Raw genomic sequence first — 19,575 nt, 5'->3', positions numbered from 1 at the left:
GGTTGAGCAAACAAAGCCGGGTGGCGGCTACGCCTTACCCGGCCTACTCCGGATCGTAGGCCCGGTAAGCGCAGCGCCACCGGGCGATGTTGAGGATTAGCGCGTTTTCACCAACAACGTCAGCACTTCATAATGGGCGGTATGCGGGAACATATCGAAAAGCTGCACGCGTTCAATGCGGTAGCCCGGTAGATGAGCGATATCCTTCGCCATGGTCTGCGCGTTACAGCTGGAGTAGACAATGTACTCCGGCGCCATCTGGCTCAGGTAGTCGCAGAGCGCCTGGCCGATACCCCGGCGCGGCGGGTTCACCAGCACCAGCTCCGGCACGTTGCCCTGTCCGGTGGCGAACCGGGTCGAGTCCAGCGCCTGGAAGTGCAGATTCGTCAGCCCCAGCTCTGCGGCGGACTGCTTCGCGCAGGCAATCGCTTCGGCGGAGATCTCAATTCCGGTGAGCTGCATGTCTGGCGTGGCACAGTGCAGGCCAAAGCCGCCGACGCCGCAGAACAGATCCCACATGTGATGAACCTGTAACGCACGCACCCAGTCGCGCGCGGTGGCATACAGCGCGCTGGCGACGGTGGGGTTAGTTTGAAAGAAGCTTTGCGGACGGATCCACAGCGGCACGCCGTTAAAGCTCTCCGCCAGCGCATGCTGTTCGGTGAAGAAAATCTCTTTCTCCCCTTCCATGATCGCCATATGCACCGGCTGAATATTCGCGGTGATAACCTTGAGCTGCGGAAGCTGTTCCTGCAACCCCGGAAGCGCCGCGCGCAGCTGCTCCAGCTTGTTTTCCGAACGCAGCACAAAGCGCAGCATCATCCCGCCGTCGATCTGGCTTTCGGTCAGCAAAAGGTATTTCAGCTCGCCGCGCCTGCGGGCAACGTTATAGGGCGTTAACCCCGCCCGGGCGATAAACGGTTTCAGCGCGCTAAACACCGGCTCAAACGAGGCGGGATATAGCGGGCAGTCGGTTAAATCTTCCGGGGTGCCGTCGCGGTGCAGCATCCCCAGCAGCGGCTTTTCAACGCTGCCGCTGACCACCATTTTGGCTTTATTGCGAAAGCCCTGTTCCGGGCCACTGACGGGTGCGCACCACTCGCCCACCGCATGTGCTGTCAGCAGCTGTTGCAGGTCGGCCATTTTGGCGGTGAGTTGTTGAGATACCGGTTGTTCTATCCACTGACAGGAGCGGCAGCGTCCGGCGTCATAGAGTGCGCACTGCATATGAAAACCTTAAGAAACACGAGGGCTGCGATTATACACATTATTGCAGGCGGAAGAACCGCCGACTGGAAGCCGGGAGATAAAGCAGGCAGAGCACCAGCATATCCGGCAGTTTTTGCATCACCAGTGAATGGAAAATCTCGCGTCGCGACTCACCGGGTATGCTGAACAGCTCCGGATAGCCATAGCCCAGCGAGGCGGCCCACAGGTAGCCTGCGGCGGTGATCTGCGTAAGCAGATACACCCAGCGCGCCCAGTTACGTCCTTTCACCAGCGAGAACGCACAGTAGATCTCAATAAACACCAGCATCAGGCTGCTGAGAAACACAAGCGTCAGATTCCACGTCTGCGCGCTGCGGTGAATAAATTCCCCCATTCCGCGCGGACCCAGCGTGTTCATTATCATCAGCACATCCAGGCAGCGGATCATAATAATGGCGAGCGCCGCCACCTGCACCAGTGCAGGGACGTTCGGACGAGCGTGCGAATGACGTGTTTTTTGTAAGAATCCCAATGTTTTTACTTCCCTGAAAAACAGTGCCGCGTCATACGCGGCACATCACTGGAAATAGTAATTCCTTCAGCCGCGTCTTGCACGCTGGATATCGCGCACACGCTGTTTTTCCGCGCGCGCCATCAAATACCAGGCGATAAATCCGACAATTCCGACCACGCCAAGGATGATGGACGCCAGGGCGTTGATCTCCGGATTCACCCCCATCCGCACGCTGGAGAAGACCAGCATCGGCAGCGTCGTCGCGCCCGGTCCCGACACAAAGCTGGCGATAACCAGATCGTCGAGCGAGAGCGTGAACGCCAGCAGCCAGCCGGAGATCACCGCCGGCATAATCATCGGCAGCGTGATGATGAAAAAGACCTTCAGCGGCGTTGCGCCGAGATCCATTGCCGCCTCTTCAATGGAGCGATCCAGCTCGCGCAGCCGCGAGGAGATGACCACCGCCACATACGCCGTACAGAAGGTGACATGCGCCAGCCAGATGGTGAGCATCCCGCGATCCGCTGGCCAGCCGATGGCGTGCGCCAGCGCGACAAACAGCAGCAGCAGCGACAGGCCGGTGATGACGTCCGGCATGACCAGCGGGGCGGTGATCATAAACGCGAAACCATTCGCCCCGCGGAAACGGCCAAAGCGCACCATCACCAGCGCGGCGATCGTGCCCAGCACGCAGGCCATCGTCGCCGCCAGCGCCGCAATAGTCAGGCTCAGCCCCACCGCGCTCATCATCGCATCATCGTGGAACAGCTCGCTGTACCAGCGCGTCGACCAGCCCGCCCAGACGGTGACCAGCTTAGAGCTGTTGAACGAGTAGATCACCAGCATCAGCATCGGCGCATACAGGAAGGTAAAGCCGATAATCAGGATCGCAATTCGCCACGGGGAGCGTACTACCGGTAAGTTGTTCATCCGTGGTCTCCCATCTGTTTCTGCTGATGTTTGTGGAACCACATGATCGGCACGATCAGCAGCAGTAACATGACAATCGCCACCGCCGAGGCCACCGGCCAGTCGCGGTTATTGAAGAACTCCTGCCACAGCACGCGGCCAATCATGATGCTGTCCGGGCCGCCGAGCAGTTCCGGGATCACAAACTCCCCGACCGCCGGGATAAACACCAGCATCGATCCGGCGATGATCCCGCCTTTGGTGAGCGGCACAATGACGCTGAAGAAAGTTTTCAACGGGCGTGCGCCGAGATCCAGCGAAGCTTCCACCAGCGAGTAGTCAATGCGCGTCAGCGCCGTATAGATCGGCAGCACCATAAACGGCAGATACGCATAGACAATCCCGATATACACCGCAAGGTTGGTGTGCAGGATCGTCAGCGGCTGGTCGATGACCCCAAGCCACAGCAGGAAGTTATTCAGTATGCCGTTATTCTTCAGGATCCCCATCCACGCGTACACGCGGATCAGGAACGACGTCCACGACGGTAAAATGACCAACAGCAGTAAAATATTGCGCGTCGACGGCTTGCTGTGCGCCACTGCCCACGCCAGCGGGTAGCCCATCAACAAGCAGCAGATCGTAGAAATAGCCGCAACCTGTAACGACTGCAAATAGGCTTCGAAATAGAGCGGATCGTCGGTCAGTTGCAGGAAATTACCGAGGTTTAAGGTCAGCGTCAGCTGCCCGTCGGCCCACTCCCACAGATCGGTATACGGTGGGATCGCCCGCGCCATCTCCGCCAGGCTGATCTTAAAGACGATCAGGAACGGCAGCAGAAACAGCAGGATCAGCCAGATATAGGGCATGGCGATGACCAGCTTGCGGCCATGCGCCATCTGCATGCGCGCCAGCCAGAGCGCGAAACCGCCCGGTTTTTTGACGCGGGCTGGAGGTTCAAGTGTGCTCATGACCGCTCCTTATACCGTCAGGACTACGCAACTGTCCGCATCCCAGCAGAGGCTCACTTCGTCGCCCCAGGTTGGCTGTCCCTTGCGATACCGGTGTTCGTTCTGTAACTGGGCGCTGAGCATCTGGCCGCTTTTCAGGCGCACATGGTAAATCGACAGATCGCCGAGATAGGCAATGTGCACCACTTCGCCCACGGCAAAGTTATAGCCATCGGCGGGCGGCTCATCGCAAAGCATGATTTTTTCCGGGCGCAGGGCAACGTAAACCGGCACGTTGTCCACTACGGAGTTATCAGAATCAACCTTCAGCGGGTGCACCAGCCCCGGCGATTCAATCACCAGACCGTCGTCCTGGCGTTCCTTCAGTAGCCCTTCGAAGACGTTTACCGAGCCGATGAACTCCGCGCTGTAGCGGGTTGTCGGGTGTTCGTAGATCTCTTCCGGCTCGCCGATCTGCACGAACTTACCGCGATTCATGATCGCAATGCGCCCGGCCATGGTCATCGCCTCTTCCTGGTCATGAGTCACCATCACGCAGGTCACCCCCACGCGCTCGAGGATATCCACCACTTCCAGCTGCATCCGGTCGCGCAGCTTTTTATCCAGCGCGCCCATCGGCTCGTCGAGCAGTAATAATTTTGGACGCTTCGCCAGACTTCTTGCCAGCGCCACGCGCTGACGCTGACCGCCGGAAAGCTGATGCGGCTTACGCTTCGCAAACTCCTGCATATGCACCAGGCTCAGCATCTCTGCCACGCGCGCGGTGATTTCGGCTTTCGGCAGTTTGTCCTGCTTCAGGCCGAAGGCGATGTTCTGCTCAACGGTCATGTGCGGGAACAGGGCATAGGACTGGAACATCATGTTTATGGGCCGCTGGTACGGCGGCACGCTGGAGAGGTCTACCCCATCCAGCACGATCTGCCCGGCGGTAGGCTGTTCAAAGCCTGCCAGCATACGCAGCAGTGTGGATTTGCCGCAGCCCGATGCGCCGAGCAAAGCAAAAATTTCACCTTTGTAGATCGTCAGGCTGACATCGTCCACGGCATGCTGGCCGTCGAAGGATTTGGTGAGGTTACGAATTTCAAGAAGCGGGGTCAGCGCTTTACGGACTTTCGCCTGCGGGCGGGGGATCGCGTCATTCACGGGGTGTTCTCCGGCATAGATCAACACTGGTGCAAACGCACCGTCAGGGTGCGCATCGCCGGGCGGCGCTAACGCTTGCCCGGCCTACGGGATTTGTCGGCCCGGTAAGCGGCAGCGCCACCGGGCAACGATATCAAACGCCGTTACTTACCGCTTTTCACCTTGGTCCACGCGCGGGTACGCACACGGTCAATTTTCGGTTCCTGCACTTTCAGGGTGAAGAGCTTGACAAACACATCGGCTGGCGGATAGATCGCCGGATTATTGCGGATTTCTTCGCTCACCAGCGGCACGGAGGCCTTGTTACCGTTGGCGTAGTAGACATGGTCGCTGATGTGGGCAATCACCTCCGGACGCATCAGGTAGTTGAGGAACTGATACGCTTCCTCTTTATTTTTCGCATCAGCCGGCATCGCGAAGACGTCGAAGAACGCCAGCGCCCCCTCCTTCGGAATGAAGTAGGAAACATTCACACCGTTTTTGGCCTCTTTCGCGCGGTTCGCCGCCTGCCAGACATCGCCCGCCCAGCCGATGGCCACGCAGATATCCCCGTTAGCCAGGTCGTTGATGTACTGAGAGGAGTGGAAGTAGCGAATATTCGGACGCAGCTTCAGGAGCAGGTCGGTCGCCGGACCGGTGTAGTCGTCGGCCTTGCTGCTGTTTGGATCTTTGCCGAGATAGTTAAGCACGGTGGCGAAAATCTCTTCCGGCGCATCGAGGAAAGAGACGCCGCAGCTTTTCAGCTTCTCGAGGTTTTCCGGCTTCAGCACCACGTCCCAGCTGTCCAGCTTGACGTCCGGGCCCAGCGCCGCTTTGACTTTATCCACGTTATAGCCAATACCGGTGGTCGCCCACAGGTAAGGCATCGCGTATTTATTCTCCGGATCGTGCTTCGCCACCAGCTTCAGCACGTCCGGATCGAGGTTTTTCCAGTTTGGTAATTTGCTCTTGTCCAGCGGCTGGAAGACACCGGCGGTCAGCTGACGCTCCAGGAAGCTTGCCGACGGCACCACCAGATCGAAACCGGTGCTGCCCGCCATCAGTTTGCCTTCCAGCACTTCGTTGGAATCGAATACGTCGTAGACAACCTTAATGCCGGTCTCTTTTTCAAAATTCGCGACGGTGTCCGGCGCAATATAGTCAGACCAGTTATAGACGTGCAGCGTTTTTTGTTCCGCAGCGAGCGTGCCGGCAGAGACGGCCATCAGAGCACCCGCAACCAGACCCGATAACCATTTTTTATTCAAGGCGATCATATTGTTATTCCTTCTGAAAGTTCGTTAACAAACGAACCAAATCTGTGCAGCCTGAAGATATGCAATAATCATGCATAGTTTGTCGCTCTGCCCGAAATAAAATACCCCCCTCATTCCGGCAGGTTCCGCTCGCTTTTTTAAGCACCGCAAGAATAACTGTAGCCCGTGTCTCCGGCTATAGCCCAGACGAAAAAACGCCTTTTATCAATTTTTTATGCAGATTATGTCTACGTGATAAGCCGAAACGGCCGGAGAGGAGGTGAAAAACTCTTTAAAGAAAGGTTAAAAGCAGCAGAAAAAACGGTGTTATGCAGCCGCTCTGGCAGCGACTGCGCAAAAGTCAGACAGGCTTAGTGGAGAAAATTGGGAGATGCATCATTATTCTCGGCATCATCTTCCGCGCTATACAGCAGGTGATGTGCGTTGGCTTCCATCATTACCATGGAAATTTGCTCTTCGCTCAGGCGCATAAACCAGGCGAACTGCTTGAAGGAGAGCCCCGCGCCGGAGAATAAAGACTGGCAAACCACCAGCTTTGGCAGATTATCATCCTGTATGTCGAGAAACGCTTTCACCGTCAAAGAACTGGCGTTGATCGCTGACAGATCAGACGCCAGCGCCAGCAGCGCAGAAGGCTTTACTTCAGCCAGCGCCGAGAACAGGATCACGTCGTTAATCAGATCGATTTTGGCATCGAAAATGCCATCGAAATTTTGCATGTGAGGCAGATGCAGCGCCTGGCAGGAGTCGCATTCGAAGAAAGTAATACCGGCATCATCGAGCCATTGACGTAACGTATCCAGTGTAGGTACGACCTGTAAATCCATCGCTGTGCAGCCTCTTAAATAAAAACGTTGTCCAGATTACGCAAAAAGTGCGCGCCGATCCATTTAACCGCCCGTTTTCAGGCAAAATCCCGGCGTCGCATGGCGTTCAATCCATGCGATCATTTTACCTGCAATATCGACGCCTGTGGTTTTTTCCACCCCTTCCAGCCCCGGCGAGGCGTTGACTTCCATTACCAGCGGCCCGCGCCCGGCACGCAGCAGATCGACCCCCGCCACGTCCAGGCCCAGCGTCTGCGCTGCTTTCACCGCAATCTCGCGCTCGCGCTCGCTAATAAGGGCCACCCGCGCGATACCGCCGCGGTGTAGGTTAGAGCGGAAGTCGCCCTCTTTTGCCTGCCGCTCTATGGCGGCCACCACCTCATCGCCCACTACAAAGCAGCGGATGTCGCACCCGTTGGCCTCTTTAATATACTCCTGCACCAGAATATGGGCATTCAGACCGCGAAACGCGTCAATCACGCTTTCCGCCGCCTGACGCGTCTCCGCCAGTACCACCCCAATACCCTGCGTGCCTTCCACCAGCTTAATGACCAGCGGCGCACCGCCCACCATGTCGATTAAATCGCTGGTATCGTCCGGGGAGTGGGCAATCCCGGTGACGGGCAGATCGATCCCCTGGCGCGCCAGCAGTTGCAGCGAGCGCAGCTTATCGCGGGCGCGGGAGATCGCCACGGACTCGTTGAGCGGATAGCTTCCCAGCATTTCAAACTGGCGCAGCGCAGCCGTACCGTAATAGGTGATCTGGGAGCCAATGCGGGGGATCACCGCATCAAAATGCGGGAGTTTGCGGCCTTTGTAATGAATCGACGATGCCGCAGGGTCGATGTTCATATAGCAGGACATTGGATCGAGGATCTCAATCTGATGTCCGCGTTTCGCCGCCGCTTCTCGCAGGCGTTTACATGAATAGAGCGTTCCATCCCGGGACAATATGGCAATTTTCACCCTGCACCTCTCTAAAGACATGGTAAAAGCCTGCCTATCATACACGAGGCGCAGGAGGAATGGACTACCGCGTTGCCCAGCCCTGTTTGTGCAGGTAATCAAGAATGAACGGGCGGTTCTCCTTGATGATGGTGCGACGAATATGGTCGCTCCAGGTGTCGCGGCGGTTGTTGCTGTCGCGCGTCAGATAGTAGTTCGCCAGCTCTTCATCGTATTGATGCAGAACGTCCTGGTCGACCGGCTGGTAGTGGTTTTCATGCACCAGCATCGCAGCAGGAATGCGCGGCTTCAGATCCGGGTTATCCGCCGGCCAGCCGAGGCACAGACCAAACAGCGGCAGCACGTGTTTCGGCAGCTTCAGCAGTTCCGTCACGCTTTCGATGTTGTTACGCAGCCCGCCAATATAGACGCCGCCAAGCCCCAGCGATTCCGCCGCCGTGAACGCGTTTTGCGCCATCAGCGCCGTATCCACCACGCCCAGCAGCAGCTGTTCCGCCAGCCCCAGCTCGGCCTCGGGGCAGATTTGCAGATGACGGTTAAAATCGGCGCAGAACACCCAGAACTCAGCCGCCTGGGCAACGTGCTTTTGTCCGCCCGTCAGCGTTACCAGCTGCTCACGCATCGCCGGATCGGTGATGCGGATAATGGAGCTGCACTGCAAAAAGCTGGAACTGGAGGTGCCTCTTGCGCTGTCGATGATTGCTTCCCGCTGCGCCTGGGTAATCGGCTCATCGGTGAAATGGCGAATGGAACGGTGGGAACGAAGCAGGTCAATGGTTGGCGTCATTTTGTCTCTCTTTGTGTTGCGTAAAACGTATGGCAGCCAGTATAGGCAATGATCCACCTGATGTAATTGGCGAAACATAGCCTGACTGTATCAAAGTGACAGGTGAAACCTTCTTTCCATGACGGCAGGTTATCGTGCACTATAGGCGCCATTCGCCGTCAGGCTTGTTTTTTGAGGAGAGAGAAATGTTTGCAGTAATTTTTGGTCGTCCAGGATGCCCTTACTGTGTACGCGCGAAAGAGCTGGCAGAGAAACTGACTGAAGAACGTGATGATTTCAACTTCCGTTACGTGGATATCCACGCGGAAGGCATCACTAAAGCCGATCTGGAAAAAACCGTGGGTAAACCGGTTGAAACCGTGCCGCAGATCTTCCTCGATCAGAAACACATCGGCGGCTGCACCGATTTTGAGGCCTACGCCAAAGAACACCTGGGCCTGTTTGCGGCTCAGTAATGCGAAGACGCCCTCACCCTGAGGGCGTTTTTATTTACGGTGCTTCCGCTGTTGCAGCAGGCTGCGCGTAAATAAGAAACAGAGCGCGCCCAGCGCACACCAGAAAACGCCACTCAGTAGCCACGCCACTTCCTGCCAGACGCTTCTCGACGAGAGAAACAGCACGCGCATCAGAAGCAGGCAGAGCGGGGCCGCAAGCATTGCCCCAATAAGCGGCATCACCACCTCGCCTTTACGCGAGAGAAAACCAGCGACTACCCCCGGCAGGATGAAGAACAACAGGCCCAGCTCGGGATGACCGGACGCTCTGAAGGCGCCTTTCACGTTAAAAGCGAGCGACATGCAAACGACCGTAAACAGCAAAAAACAGCTGATTACGCCAGCCCAGTTTCGTTTAAAGTTCAAACTATCCTCCTGACTTATCTCTATCAAATACAAAAATCGTCCGGTGGACGCCCAGTCAGATAAAGCAATGCGGCAATCCTTGCCAAAGCACGCACAGAAGTCGTGCGATAATAGGTGGCTGTCGGTAGCTATTACGATTAAACTAACCGACTGCTAGTGTTTAGGGTATTTATCAGGAAGCAGGGAGATGCAAAGTGATTCCCTGACTCTGAAAACAGTAGCCCAAATAGTCCTTTCATTCAACAACTTACTGGTAAACAAGAAGTTAGCCTCCGTGAATATAAACGTCGCAGACTTGTTAAATGGGAATTACATCCTGTTATTATTTGTGGTACTGGCGCTGGGCCTTTGTCTGGGTAAATTACGCCTGGGTTCAGTTCAACTTGGTAATTCCATTGGCGTTTTAGTCGTCTCCCTGTTATTAGGTCAACAACATTTCAGTATTAACACGGACGCGCTTAACTTAGGTTTCATGCTGTTTATTTTTTGCGTAGGCGTGGAAGCTGGTCCGAACTTTTTTTCCATTTTCTTCCGAGACGGCAAAAATTACCTGATGCTGGCGCTGGTGATGGTCGGTAGCGCCCTGCTGATTGCGTTAGGGCTGGGCAAACTGTTTGGCTGGGATATCGGCTTAACGGCCGGTATGCTGGCAGGCTCGATGACCTCCACGCCGGTGCTTGTTGGCGCGGGGGATACGCTTCGTCATTCTGGCATGGCAGGCACGCAGCTTTCCTCCGCGCTGGACAACCTGAGTCTGGGCTATGCCCTGACCTATCTGATTGGTCTGGTGAGCCTGATTGTTGGCGCGCGCTATCTGCCAAAACTTCAGCATCAGGATCTTCAGACCAGCGCCCAGACCATCGCCCGCGAGCGCGGCCTGGACACGGACTCCAAACGTAAAGTTTACCTGCCGGTGATCCGCGCCTACCGCGTCGGGCCGGAGCTGGTTGCCTGGACCGACGGGAAAAACCTGCGCGAGCTGGGGATCTACCGTCAGACCGGCTGCTACATCGAACGTATCCGTCGTAACGGCATTCTGGCAAACCCGGACGGTGACGCGGTGCTCCAGATGGGCGATGACATCGCCCTTGTTGGCTACCCGGACGCCCACGCGCGTCTCGATCCGAGCTTCCGCAACGGGAAAGAGGTGTTTGACCGCGACCTGCTGGACATGCGTATCGTCACCGAAGAGATTGTGGTGAAAAACCACAACGCCGTGGGCCGCCGTCTGGCACAGCTGAAGCTGACCGACCACGGTTGTTTCCTCAACCGCGTGATCCGCAGCCAGATTGAAATGCCTATCGACGATAACGTGGTGCTCAATAAAGGCGATGTGTTGCAGGTCAGCGGCGATGCCCGACGTGTTAAAACCGTTGCCGACCGTATCGGCTTTATCTCGATCCACAGCCAGGTGACGGACCTGTTAGCCTTCTGCGCCTTCTTCATTGTCGGCCTGATGATCGGGATGATAACCTTCCAGTTCAGCAACTTTAGCTTCGGCATTGGTAACGCAGCCGGTCTGCTGTTCGCCGGGATCATGCTGGGCTTCCTGCGAGCGAACCATCCCACCTTCGGCTATATCCCTCAGGGGGCGCTGAATATGGTGAAAGAGTTCGGTCTGATGGTCTTTATGGCGGGTGTCGGCTTAAGCGCCGGGAGCGGCATTGGCAACGGCCTGGGCGCGGTCGGCTGGCAAATGTTGGTTTCCGGACTTATCGTCAGCCTGGTACCGGTGGTGATCTGTTTCCTGTTCGGCGCCTACGTGCTGCGCATGAACCGCGCCCTGCTCTTCGGCGCGATGATGGGCGCGCGCACCTGCGCACCGGCGATGGAGATCATCAGCGACACCGCGCGCAGCAATATCCCGGCGCTGGGCTATGCAGGCACGTACGCCATCGCCAACGTGCTGCTGACGCTGGCGGGTACGCTGATCATCATTATCTGGCCAGGACTCGGATAAATCTCAAGTTTGCGTGTGGCTGAAAAAATTTTCGTTACGCGCAGAACTTTTTACGCAGGGTGCAGTCATAACTAGTGCCACTGCTTTTCTTTGATGTCCCCAATTTGTGGAGCCCATCAACCCCGCCGTTTTGGTTCAAGGTTGATGGGTTTTTTGTTGCCTGAAATTTATGCCTTTTAAAATCATGATGTTAGAAGCACTGTTTTTTAATGATGGCGACAAAATGGCGGCAGCGTCAAAGAGAGAGCGCCACCTGTCCTGATTTCATTGGATGCGGCTGAACCGGATTTGACTCTTTTGGCGTTGCAATCGAACGAACAAAAGTTTCATGGGTAACAAAAGTATGGCTGCAGTTAATGTTCTGGCACTGGTTGTAACGCTCTTTGGTCAATGAAGATACCTGAAAACTGCTGCGAGTATGGGCGACACTTCCACACAGTGGGCAAATCATCATTTTTCGAGTTCTCCCCATTTTTGCTAAATTCACAATAATGATACCGCATTATTCCATTTTGCAAACTTAAAAGTTCTCCATTGCGAAGAATCATTCCATTTCGAAATCATCAATCCTCACTTCAAGCTCCAGACTGGTCGTAAAACCGTTATCCGGGCTGACGGTATGCGTCAGAGTCGTAATGGTCCATTCCGCATCATCTATCGGCTGTTTAAAGCCACTGACTTTCACTGGCATTTCCGTGTAGAGATCTGCCCGCCCTTCCGCCAGTTGTAGCGAGAATGACGCAACTCCGCGTTGCAGGCGTTCCCACTGCATTTTCGCCGCTCGTTCGGCGTTGCTCCGGTTGGCATAAGTGCGATTAAGTACCAGCACGTTTTCATCCGTACCCACCAGGTAATCGCCCTGCTTCGCTTCCGGCTCTTTCTTCTGCTTCTTAGTCCTGCGCTTACGCTTCACCGTGGTGCTTTCTTTCTTCGCGGGTTCGCGGGTATGCAACCAGCTGGCAATTACACCCGTGTAAGCTCCGCGATCCGCCAGGGTAAAGCGGTGACTGTCGCCGTCCTTACGTGTGATAGTGATCACCGGTAGTGGTTTACCGCTGGCGCTTTTACCCTGTCCCTGCCGGATGAATAACAGATTGCCATTTTTCACCGACCCAATAGCACCGTACTGTCGCGCCAGCCGCATCAGAAAACTGCCGTCACTCTCATTAGTCTGGTCTATATGCTCCACGGGTTTATCAGACAGGTCTTTACCCAGTGCCATCTTCAGTTTGTGCCGCGCAGCTATTTCCTTTACCACTTCCCCAACGGTGGTCTTGTGCCACGACTTTTCACGGCGGGTATTCAGCGTTTCCCGAAAATCAGCACTTCGCGCCCGGATAGTCAGGCGGTCCGGTGCGCCAGTGTGTTCAATTTCATCCACCGTGAATGCCCCTTTCGGGAAAAGCGGCTGCCCCTTCCAGCCCAGCGCCAGCGTAATGACCGCACCACGGCGCGGCAGCGCTATTTTTCCATCGGCGTCGTCCAGCTCCAGATCAAGCTGGTCCGCTTCAAAGCCCCGATTGTCCGTCAGCGTCAGACTCATCAGGCGGTTATCCAGCACAGTGGTGATATCCCTGCCCTCAATACTGATGCTGAATGCCGGAGTTTTGTTGCCTTTGTTAAGCAGTTCAGAGCTGAAATTCACGACAGCAGCCCTCCCACCGTTTTACTGATATCGCTTAAGGCAGACGTTGCCGTGTCCTGCAGATTATTCAGCTGCGCACTGAGATCACCGAACATATCGGACAGGGATTCATCCACTCGTTTGAGCGACAGGGTGAACTCAATCCGGCGCGGCATACCGTCGCGGAAAAACTCCGTTTTAGTCTGATTCAGTCCCTCAATCACATACATGCCGTAAATCGTGCCGCTGCCTTCAATCAGGGGCCATGCTTTTCCCTGTTCTGCCATCTGCTCCAGTGCCAGCAACGACAGCCTGCCGCCTGTAATCTCCGGCATAAGAACGCCAGAAAGCGTCAGCATGTCGTTATCCGGTCCCAGAAACTGCGTTGACGGTCGTCGGTTAACCCGGCTGTTAGCCGCATGTCGCCAGCTGCGCTGATACTGCAGTTCCTGATACGGCACGGTGCGCAGCATAAACACGTACAATCCCAGCACCATCATCATGCGTCGTATCCCCCCTGATCGCTGTAGTTACTCCTGGCTTTTGCCTTCAGCCTGCGTTCACGTTCATCAAGCTGGCGGGCCACCTCCCGCGCAATATCCTGCGCACTTTGTCCTGACTGCGTCTGGATGATGATCTGCGTCGGTGCCTCAATCCTGTAAACGGGCGGCACAGTGGCTGCGCGACTCACAATTGCTTCTCCACCTTTCGCGGGAAGTGCCAAAGGGTGCAACGGTGGAAGCTCTGCTGGCGCGGCAGCAACGCCCATCATTCCGGCAACAACGGCAGCCAGTGCAGCTGTATTTCTCCGGCTGGTCACATTTGCCGGGCCGTTGACAATTTCAGGCCCGTTTTCACCGACGATGCCAAACTGCCCGCGCGGAATATAGCCGCCGCTGTCATACATCCCCGCAAAGCCATATCCCCATGACGGCAAACCACCCGATGGCATCATCACTTTACCGTCCGCATTCACCGTCGCAGGTTGCTGACGCGTCACGCTTTCCGGTAGTTTTGCCTTTGCGGCCTCTTTACTGACAATGCCGAGTTTTTCCAGCAACCAGGAAACGCCGGATTTCAGGGAGTCCAGCGGATGCATGACCATATTCAGCCCTTCCGCCAGTGCCTCCCCGAATCGTCGCCCCATTGCCGCTGCGCTCTGCAGTTCGGCAGAGGTCGACTTAACAGGCGTCAGCAGATCAGTAAACCAGCCCCACAGCGCCTGCACTTTGTCGCCAATCCACTGAAACACAGGCTTAAGTGGTTCGAATGCAGCACTGATGGGACCTGCCGCCGCTTTGAATCCTTCCACCACTCCACCGAGAAATGCGGTGATGGGTTGCCAGTATTTCCAGACAACCAGCGCCACGCCTGCCAGTGCAGTAACCACAAGACCTATCGGACTGAGCAGAGCACCTAACAGACCAGATATGGCATACAGGGCAACGCGCAGCATCGCCAGTGGACCAGATGCCAGTACTCGCAGCACCGTACCTGCGGCGGTCAGTCCACCGCGCAGTACCGCCAGAGGATTCATAAACATCACAGCAACAGCACGTAAACCGGATAATCCAGACCGCAATAGTGCAACCGGCGCACCTGCTACAGTTTTCAGGACATTCCCCGTCAGTGATGCCGTGCGACGCAAAGACGACAACGGCGCAGTAAGTAAACCCGCTGCGTTGCCCGATGAAGCAAGCCCGCGTCGCAGCAGTGCCAGTGGTGCGCCAGCCAGCCAGGACAACGCGCTGCTGGTTCGTGTTACTGCTGCCGTAACGGAAGGTAACGTTTTGATACCCAGCACAGAGAATCCCAGACGGATCACTGCCAGCGGCCCCAGCACTGCAGCCAGCGCCACCGCTAAGGTGCCGAGGCCTACGGTAACCGCAGCCACAATAGCGGCTACTTTCATCAGTGTGCCTGTCAGTTCCGGGTTAGCTTCCACCCAGCGGCGCAACGCCCCCGTGATGCTTTTCACCGTGTACAGAATATCCAACAGCGGCTGGCGCAGCGTTTCGCCCAGGCTGCTGAAGGTGTTCTGCGCTCCGGTTTTGACCAGCAACCACTGAGCAGAAAGTGAGTCTTTGTTGATGTCGGATTCTTTCTGCATGGAACCGAGCGCATCATTGCCCGCTGTCAGTTTTAGCTGGCGCTGTAGTTCCGGCAGGTTGTTTGCCAGTTTCGCCGCGTCATCGCCAAACTCTTTACCAAACAACATGGTCATGGCAGACAGACGCTTGTCCTGCGGCAGTGCGTTCACCTTCTCCAGCACACGCTGGATAGTTCCCATCGCATCCTTCGTCATCTGCTTTTCAATCACTTCAGGATTGAGTTTCAGCAGATTCATCCCTTCAAAGAAACTCTTGCTTTGCATGGTGGCAATGGACAATTCACGCACCATCGCGTTTGCTGCACTGGCTGCAACCTCCGGCGCAGCCCCCAGAGTCAGGAAGGTGGAACCCAGCGCCGCCGCTTTACGATAATCCAGACGATCAGCCACACCGCCCAGGCGTTGCATGACATCAATGATGTCTGCCCCTTTCGACATGGCGTTATCATCCAGATAGTTCAGCGCATCACCGAGCTGTTCAATATTGCGGGTAGGGATTTTGTAGAGCTGGGCGATTTTCCCCAGACTTTCTGACAGTTCATCCGCTGGCAGCTCAAAGGCTGTTGCCGCCTTTGCTGCCGTGCTGGCGAAGGCCAGCAGATCACGTTTCTGGTCTTCCCAGCTGTCGTCAGGGTTTGCGACGTTCATGCGCGCCCCACCTTCAACCAGTGCAGCGAAGTCCACCGCACCGTTTTCCATCGGCAGCTGTTCGCTGGCAGCCTTGATGGCATCCTGCATTTCATAAAAACGTGCAGTGCGGTTGCCATTATCGTCACGCAGACCATTGACCTGCTTTGCCACACCTTTCATGGCATCTTCCATGCTGGTATAGCTTTTTACTGCCGCCATCACTGGCGCACCCATTGCCAGCCCTGCAGCCGTGGTGGTGGCTCCGGCACCTGCAATACGATCACGCACCTCCAGCGAACGGGCATAACTGGCACGCGCTGCATTCATCCTGCGCTGAGCTTCCCCCAGTCGCTTCAGCCGCGCCTCCTGTTTCGAAAGTTCCTGGTTATAACGTGATGTTTCACGGGCTAAACGGGCAGTTGCTCCCGCATCGTCTTTCGCAGAAATTCCCGCCCGGTACAGTTCAGCACGCACAAGCGCCGTCTGCTGCTGCAGCTTTTTCTGGCGTTCTTCCAGGCGCTGAACAGCCAGCCGTTGACGGCCCAGAGCAACAACCTGACGTTGCGAAGGCGGCCCCATCGCTCCCAGTTCCTGACTGAGCAAATTTGCACGCTGGCGGGCATAGTTCAGCCTGTCGCCTAATTTCTGATTTTCTGCCTGCAGCTTTCGGAAGCTGTCCAAACTGCTCCCGGCCTGATCAAGCTGCTTTATTGCATCGCGGGATTTTTTGACAGCAGCAGCCAGTTCTCTTGAACTGGCCTGCGCAGATCGAAATGGTCGGGTGAGCTTGTCAACCGCATTAAGAATGACCTGCAGACGCAGGTTGTTATCACTCATCGTTGGCCCCGCTTCTCTGAATCGCTTTATACCGCCATTCCAGCACTTCGGTCAGCGGCATAACGTCAGTAACGGATGGCGGCCAGTGAAAAATGGTGGCGATATCTGCCACCAGATCGTCAACCGTCAGGCTGTCGGTAAACCGGCAAGCACCGACTTCTTCAACAAAAAAGTGACAACCTCAACCGACATGGCAGTGAGATCTGCCGGGTCCATCTCTGCAATTTCCTGTGCAGTCAGTGCCGGACTGGAGATGCGGGGGATCACGGTCATCATCGCGTTTACATCCATATCCATAATGGCCTGCAGGCGTGTACCGCGCAGCGCACCGGACTGCGGTTTACGCAGCACAATTTCGGTGATTTCTGTTTTACCGCGCTTGATGGGGGTATCCAGTTGAATGGTCTTTTCAGTCTGCTTATCGCTCATTTTGCTGTCCTGTCAATTGGGTTCTGGCGCGGTATCCCGCGCCGTTCAGATATATCAGAGGCCGAGGGCGTTGCGGTGCGCTTCCATCAGGTCCACACCGTCCACAATTTCCACCATGTTGATAAGGTCCACTTCATAGAGCACCTCACCATTGATGGTCAGCTTCGCGTAGCTGTTGGTACTGGTCACTTTGGTGGTGTTGCTTTCGCCCGTCTTCCACTCGCCGGAATCCACTTCTTTGTGACGTCCACGCACGACAAGCTCCACGGCCTGCACTTCCCCGGTATCGTCACGCTGAATAGAGCCGGTAAAGCGCAGCTGGATGCCATCCACCGTGGCTTTACCCATCTGTTTAAACAGCAGCAATTCAGTACCACCAATGGAAAATTCTGTGTCCAGCGCACTGTCATCAAGCCCCAGATCCACATCCACCGCACCCGGCATTCCGCCGCCGCGATACTTCTCATATTTGCGGGTAAATTTCGGCAGCGTCAGCGACTCAACGATCCCCTGCCAGTTGTTCCCGTCGTTAAACAGGTTCAGGTGTTTTAATTTGCGTGGTAAAGCCATGTTGTCCCCTTACGCGCTGACCTGGCTGGCGAAATTCACCAGGTACTGATCGGTGATGCGCTGACGCAGCATCAGGTTTTCAAGTGGCGGCACTGGCGTGTAGTCGTAGTCGATGGTGAGTTTTCCGGCTTTCAGCGTGTCTTTGTCGTTCACCGACTCATCCAGCCAGCAATCACCACCAATGAGATAGCCCTGACTGACCAGGCTGCGCATTTTGGCGCGGATACCTTCGATAATGTCGCGGGCCAGCGACGGGTTAAGCGGTTTATCCACCGCCCACATGTGTGCTTCTGCCATCGTGTCCGTCAGCACCTGCGCCGTGCGGGTGTAGTTTTCGAAGGCAAAGAGCGGGTCATCACTCAGGCAGCGGGAACCCCAGAAGCGGAAACCGTCTTTACGCACAAGCGTGGTGACGTCGTTCTGGTTCAGCAGACCTGCATCGGTTGCCGGGTCCTGCAGATCCCAGAACACATCTGCAGAAATTCCGGTGACACCGTTCACGCCCACGTTGGACAGGCTTTTGTGCCACCCGGTCTGCTCATCAATTTTGGCACGCAGACCAAGCGCACGGGCGGTGGCATATGCCGTTGCTTCGGCATTCAGCACCGTGTCCCAGCCAGTAAAGTCAGGCCAGATCAGCATTCCTTCGCGCTGGCTGAAGTTTTCACGGTAAGTGATCGCCTCCTGTACCGTCTTGCAGCCATACGCTGACAGGTAGGCAAACCCACGCAGGCTTTGCGCCACACTCAGCAACTCAGTCGCAACGGCTTTGTTATCGTGACCCGGCACGCCGAGAATGCGCGGTTTAACGCCGAGCTGTGTCTGGGCAGATAACAGGGCTTTCATGCCTGTTTTTTTACCTTCAGCAGTCACTGCGCCGATGATATTGGTCGTGGTTTCTTCTTCCGTTTCACCCTGCGGCACACGCACAACAACGGTCACGGGTTTTGCCTGGTCAGAGATGGCATCCAGCGAACGGGCCAGCGTGCCGGACTCACCCGCTTTACCGCTGGCAGTCAGCACATCAGTGATCAGCACGGGTTTATTAAGAGGAAACATTTTTGCATCGGCATCATCGCCCGTGCAGACCATGCCCACGATGGCGGTGCTCACCGTGGTAATGGATCGGGTACCTTCGTTGACTTCAACAACGCGCACCCCGTGGTGGTAATCCTGAGCCATAGTGGCGAACCTCCTGATTGGATTAGGCTTCGCCCTATGTTGAAGTGATTGTGCCTGACAAACAGCTAAGCGCAGTTGTACCGTTATTCACACAAAATGACGGTATTTGTCTACTTGCAGGGATAATCAAAATAATGCTGATTCAGGGGGATTCATTGATCTTATTTGCCGGAAATTTTCTATAAATGGTAGAAACGCCTACATCAAAAATCAGTGCAATACGCTGTCTTGATTCTCCGGCCTCGAGTAAACGCCCAATCTGTGCCCACTGTTCGGTGGTCAACTTAGGACGGCGTCCACCTACTCTGCCTTTGGCACGAGCTGCAGCCAGCCCTGCCCTGGTACGTTCAACTATCAGTTCGCGTTCCATTTCAGCCAGGGCACCCATGACATGAAAAAAGAAACGGCCCATTGGGGTACTGGTATCAATACTGTCAGTCAGGCTTCTGAAATTCACACCACGCTGGCGCAACTCTTCTATCAGCGTAACAAGATGACGCATACTGCGCCCCAACCTGTCCAGCTTCCAGACAACCAGCGTGTCTCCTGCCGATAGTGTCCTGAGTAGTTTTTTCAGCCCCGGTCTGTCGGACTTGGTGCCACTGATTTTGTCCTCAAAAATCTGCTCACATCCCGCGCAGTTCAGTGCATTACGTTGCAAATCGGTGTTCTGGTCATTTGTTGACACGCGTACATAGCCAATAAGCATGATCATCCCCCTGAATAAAAACCGGAGATGATGCCAGTTAGCTGTTACCTCTGCATTTTCTTAAACGTTGGTTTGGGAGAAG

At 55.7% G+C, this 19,575-nt stretch carries 21 protein-coding genes; 2 read left to right on the top strand and 19 right to left on the bottom strand.

Going from position 1 to position 19,575, the window contains the following annotated elements:
* Positions 1-96: 96 nt before the first annotated feature.
* From rlmC to nfsA, 9 genes are all read right to left on the bottom strand, one after another.
* Positions 97-1,227 (bottom strand): 23S rRNA (uracil(747)-C(5))-methyltransferase RlmC, encoded by a 1,131-nt coding sequence (gene rlmC / locus ACOTX5_RS22045; protein WP_017693730.1) that lies wholly within the window; start codon positions 1,225-1,227, stop codon positions 97-99.
* Between the two features lie 40 nt (positions 1,228-1,267).
* The gene (locus ACOTX5_RS22040; RefSeq protein ID WP_085929694.1) at positions 1,268-1,765 is read right to left on the bottom strand and encodes a YbjO family protein; all 498 of its coding nucleotides are present in this window, start codon (positions 1,763-1,765) and stop codon (positions 1,268-1,270) included.
* Positions 1,766-1,807: 42 nt separating this feature from the next.
* Positions 1,808-2,653: a putrescine ABC transporter permease PotI gene (gene potI / locus ACOTX5_RS22035; RefSeq protein ID WP_003858378.1), complete on the bottom strand. Its 846-nt coding sequence runs from the start codon at positions 2,651-2,653 to the stop codon at positions 1,808-1,810.
* Positions 2,650-3,603, bottom strand: coding sequence for a putrescine ABC transporter permease PotH (gene potH / locus ACOTX5_RS22030; protein WP_017693731.1), 954 nt, complete (start codon positions 3,601-3,603; stop codon positions 2,650-2,652). Before potH ends, potI begins: the two co-directional genes overlap by 4 nt.
* A gap of 9 nt (positions 3,604-3,612) precedes the next feature.
* Positions 3,613-4,746 (bottom strand): putrescine ABC transporter ATP-binding subunit PotG, encoded by a 1,134-nt coding sequence (potG, locus tag ACOTX5_RS22025; protein WP_017693732.1) that lies wholly within the window; start codon positions 4,744-4,746, stop codon positions 3,613-3,615.
* 143 nt (positions 4,747-4,889) lie between these two features.
* Entirely contained in the window at positions 4,890-6,002 is a 1,113-nt protein-coding gene (gene potF / locus ACOTX5_RS22020; RefSeq protein WP_047726858.1) for a spermidine/putrescine ABC transporter substrate-binding protein PotF, read from the bottom strand.
* 350 nt (positions 6,003-6,352) lie between these two features.
* Positions 6,353-6,829: a YbjN domain-containing protein gene (locus ACOTX5_RS22015; RefSeq protein ID WP_003858385.1), complete on the bottom strand. Its 477-nt coding sequence runs from the start codon at positions 6,827-6,829 to the stop codon at positions 6,353-6,355.
* Positions 6,830-6,892: 63 nt separating this feature from the next.
* Entirely contained in the window at positions 6,893-7,795 is a 903-nt protein-coding gene (rimK, locus tag ACOTX5_RS22010) for a 30S ribosomal protein S6--L-glutamate ligase (protein ID WP_017693733.1), read from the bottom strand.
* Between the two features lie 64 nt (positions 7,796-7,859).
* Positions 7,860-8,582, bottom strand: coding sequence for a nitroreductase NfsA (gene nfsA / locus ACOTX5_RS22005; protein WP_015571015.1), 723 nt, complete (start codon positions 8,580-8,582; stop codon positions 7,860-7,862).
* Positions 8,583-8,767: 185 nt separating this feature from the next.
* Here nfsA and ACOTX5_RS22000 point away from each other — a divergent pair, with 185 nt between their 5' ends.
* Positions 8,768-9,037 (top strand): GrxA family glutaredoxin, encoded by a 270-nt coding sequence (locus ACOTX5_RS22000; RefSeq protein ID WP_006809455.1) that lies wholly within the window; start codon positions 8,768-8,770, stop codon positions 9,035-9,037.
* A gap of 30 nt (positions 9,038-9,067) precedes the next feature.
* On the opposite strand, the gene ACOTX5_RS21995 is transcribed toward ACOTX5_RS22000, so the two are convergent.
* Complete coding sequence (locus ACOTX5_RS21995) at positions 9,068-9,442, bottom strand: inner membrane protein YbjM (RefSeq protein ID WP_017384878.1); 375 nt, start codon at positions 9,440-9,442, stop codon at positions 9,068-9,070.
* 274 nt (positions 9,443-9,716) lie between these two features.
* Here ACOTX5_RS21995 and ACOTX5_RS21990 point away from each other — a divergent pair, with 274 nt between their 5' ends.
* On the top strand, positions 9,717-11,402 hold the full coding sequence (locus ACOTX5_RS21990) for an aspartate:alanine antiporter (RefSeq protein WP_026080732.1): 1,686 nt from the start codon (positions 9,717-9,719) through the stop codon (positions 11,400-11,402).
* A gap of 235 nt (positions 11,403-11,637) precedes the next feature.
* On the opposite strand, the gene ACOTX5_RS21985 is transcribed toward ACOTX5_RS21990, so the two are convergent.
* From ACOTX5_RS21985 to ACOTX5_RS21945, 9 genes are all read right to left on the bottom strand, one after another.
* The gene (locus ACOTX5_RS21985; RefSeq protein WP_044722442.1) at positions 11,638-11,856 is read right to left on the bottom strand and encodes an ogr/Delta-like zinc finger family protein; all 219 of its coding nucleotides are present in this window, start codon (positions 11,854-11,856) and stop codon (positions 11,638-11,640) included.
* A gap of 90 nt (positions 11,857-11,946) precedes the next feature.
* Positions 11,947-13,047 carry a phage late control D family protein gene (locus ACOTX5_RS21980; protein WP_063438825.1) on the bottom strand — a complete coding sequence of 367 codons (1,101 nt, stop codon included), beginning with the start codon at positions 13,045-13,047 and terminating at the stop codon, positions 11,947-11,949.
* Complete coding sequence (locus tag ACOTX5_RS21975; protein ID WP_000980391.1) at positions 13,044-13,529, bottom strand: phage tail protein; 486 nt, start codon at positions 13,527-13,529, stop codon at positions 13,044-13,046. The genes ACOTX5_RS21980 and ACOTX5_RS21975 overlap by 4 nt, the downstream gene beginning before the upstream one ends.
* Entirely contained in the window at positions 13,526-16,603 is a 3,078-nt protein-coding gene (locus ACOTX5_RS21970) for a phage tail tape measure protein (RefSeq protein ID WP_063438824.1), read from the bottom strand. Before ACOTX5_RS21970 ends, ACOTX5_RS21975 begins: the two co-directional genes overlap by 4 nt.
* On the bottom strand, positions 16,596-16,715 hold the full coding sequence (locus ACOTX5_RS21965) for a GpE family phage tail protein (RefSeq protein ID WP_000763311.1): 120 nt from the start codon (positions 16,713-16,715) through the stop codon (positions 16,596-16,598). Before ACOTX5_RS21965 ends, ACOTX5_RS21970 begins: the two co-directional genes overlap by 8 nt.
* A gap of 14 nt (positions 16,716-16,729) precedes the next feature.
* Positions 16,730-17,032: a phage tail assembly protein gene (locus tag ACOTX5_RS21960; RefSeq protein ID WP_001281009.1), complete on the bottom strand. Its 303-nt coding sequence runs from the start codon at positions 17,030-17,032 to the stop codon at positions 16,730-16,732.
* A gap of 54 nt (positions 17,033-17,086) precedes the next feature.
* Positions 17,087-17,602: a phage major tail tube protein gene (locus ACOTX5_RS21955; RefSeq protein ID WP_001207660.1), complete on the bottom strand. Its 516-nt coding sequence runs from the start codon at positions 17,600-17,602 to the stop codon at positions 17,087-17,089.
* A gap of 9 nt (positions 17,603-17,611) precedes the next feature.
* The gene (locus ACOTX5_RS21950) at positions 17,612-18,784 is read right to left on the bottom strand and encodes a phage tail sheath protein (protein WP_000046151.1); all 1,173 of its coding nucleotides are present in this window, start codon (positions 18,782-18,784) and stop codon (positions 17,612-17,614) included.
* A gap of 142 nt (positions 18,785-18,926) precedes the next feature.
* Positions 18,927-19,493, bottom strand: coding sequence for a recombinase family protein (locus tag ACOTX5_RS21945; protein ID WP_000905010.1), 567 nt, complete (start codon positions 19,491-19,493; stop codon positions 18,927-18,929).
* Positions 19,494-19,575 lie beyond the last annotated feature (82 nt).

Origin of the sequence: Enterobacter cloacae complex sp. IR5441, assembly GCF_049238215.1 — a bacterium.
In the GTDB taxonomy this organism is placed as follows: Bacteria; Pseudomonadota; Gammaproteobacteria; order Enterobacterales; family Enterobacteriaceae; genus Enterobacter; species Enterobacter hormaechei_C.
The sequence above is the reverse complement of the archived record's forward strand: the minus strand, read 5'-3'. Positions and strand labels throughout refer to the sequence as shown.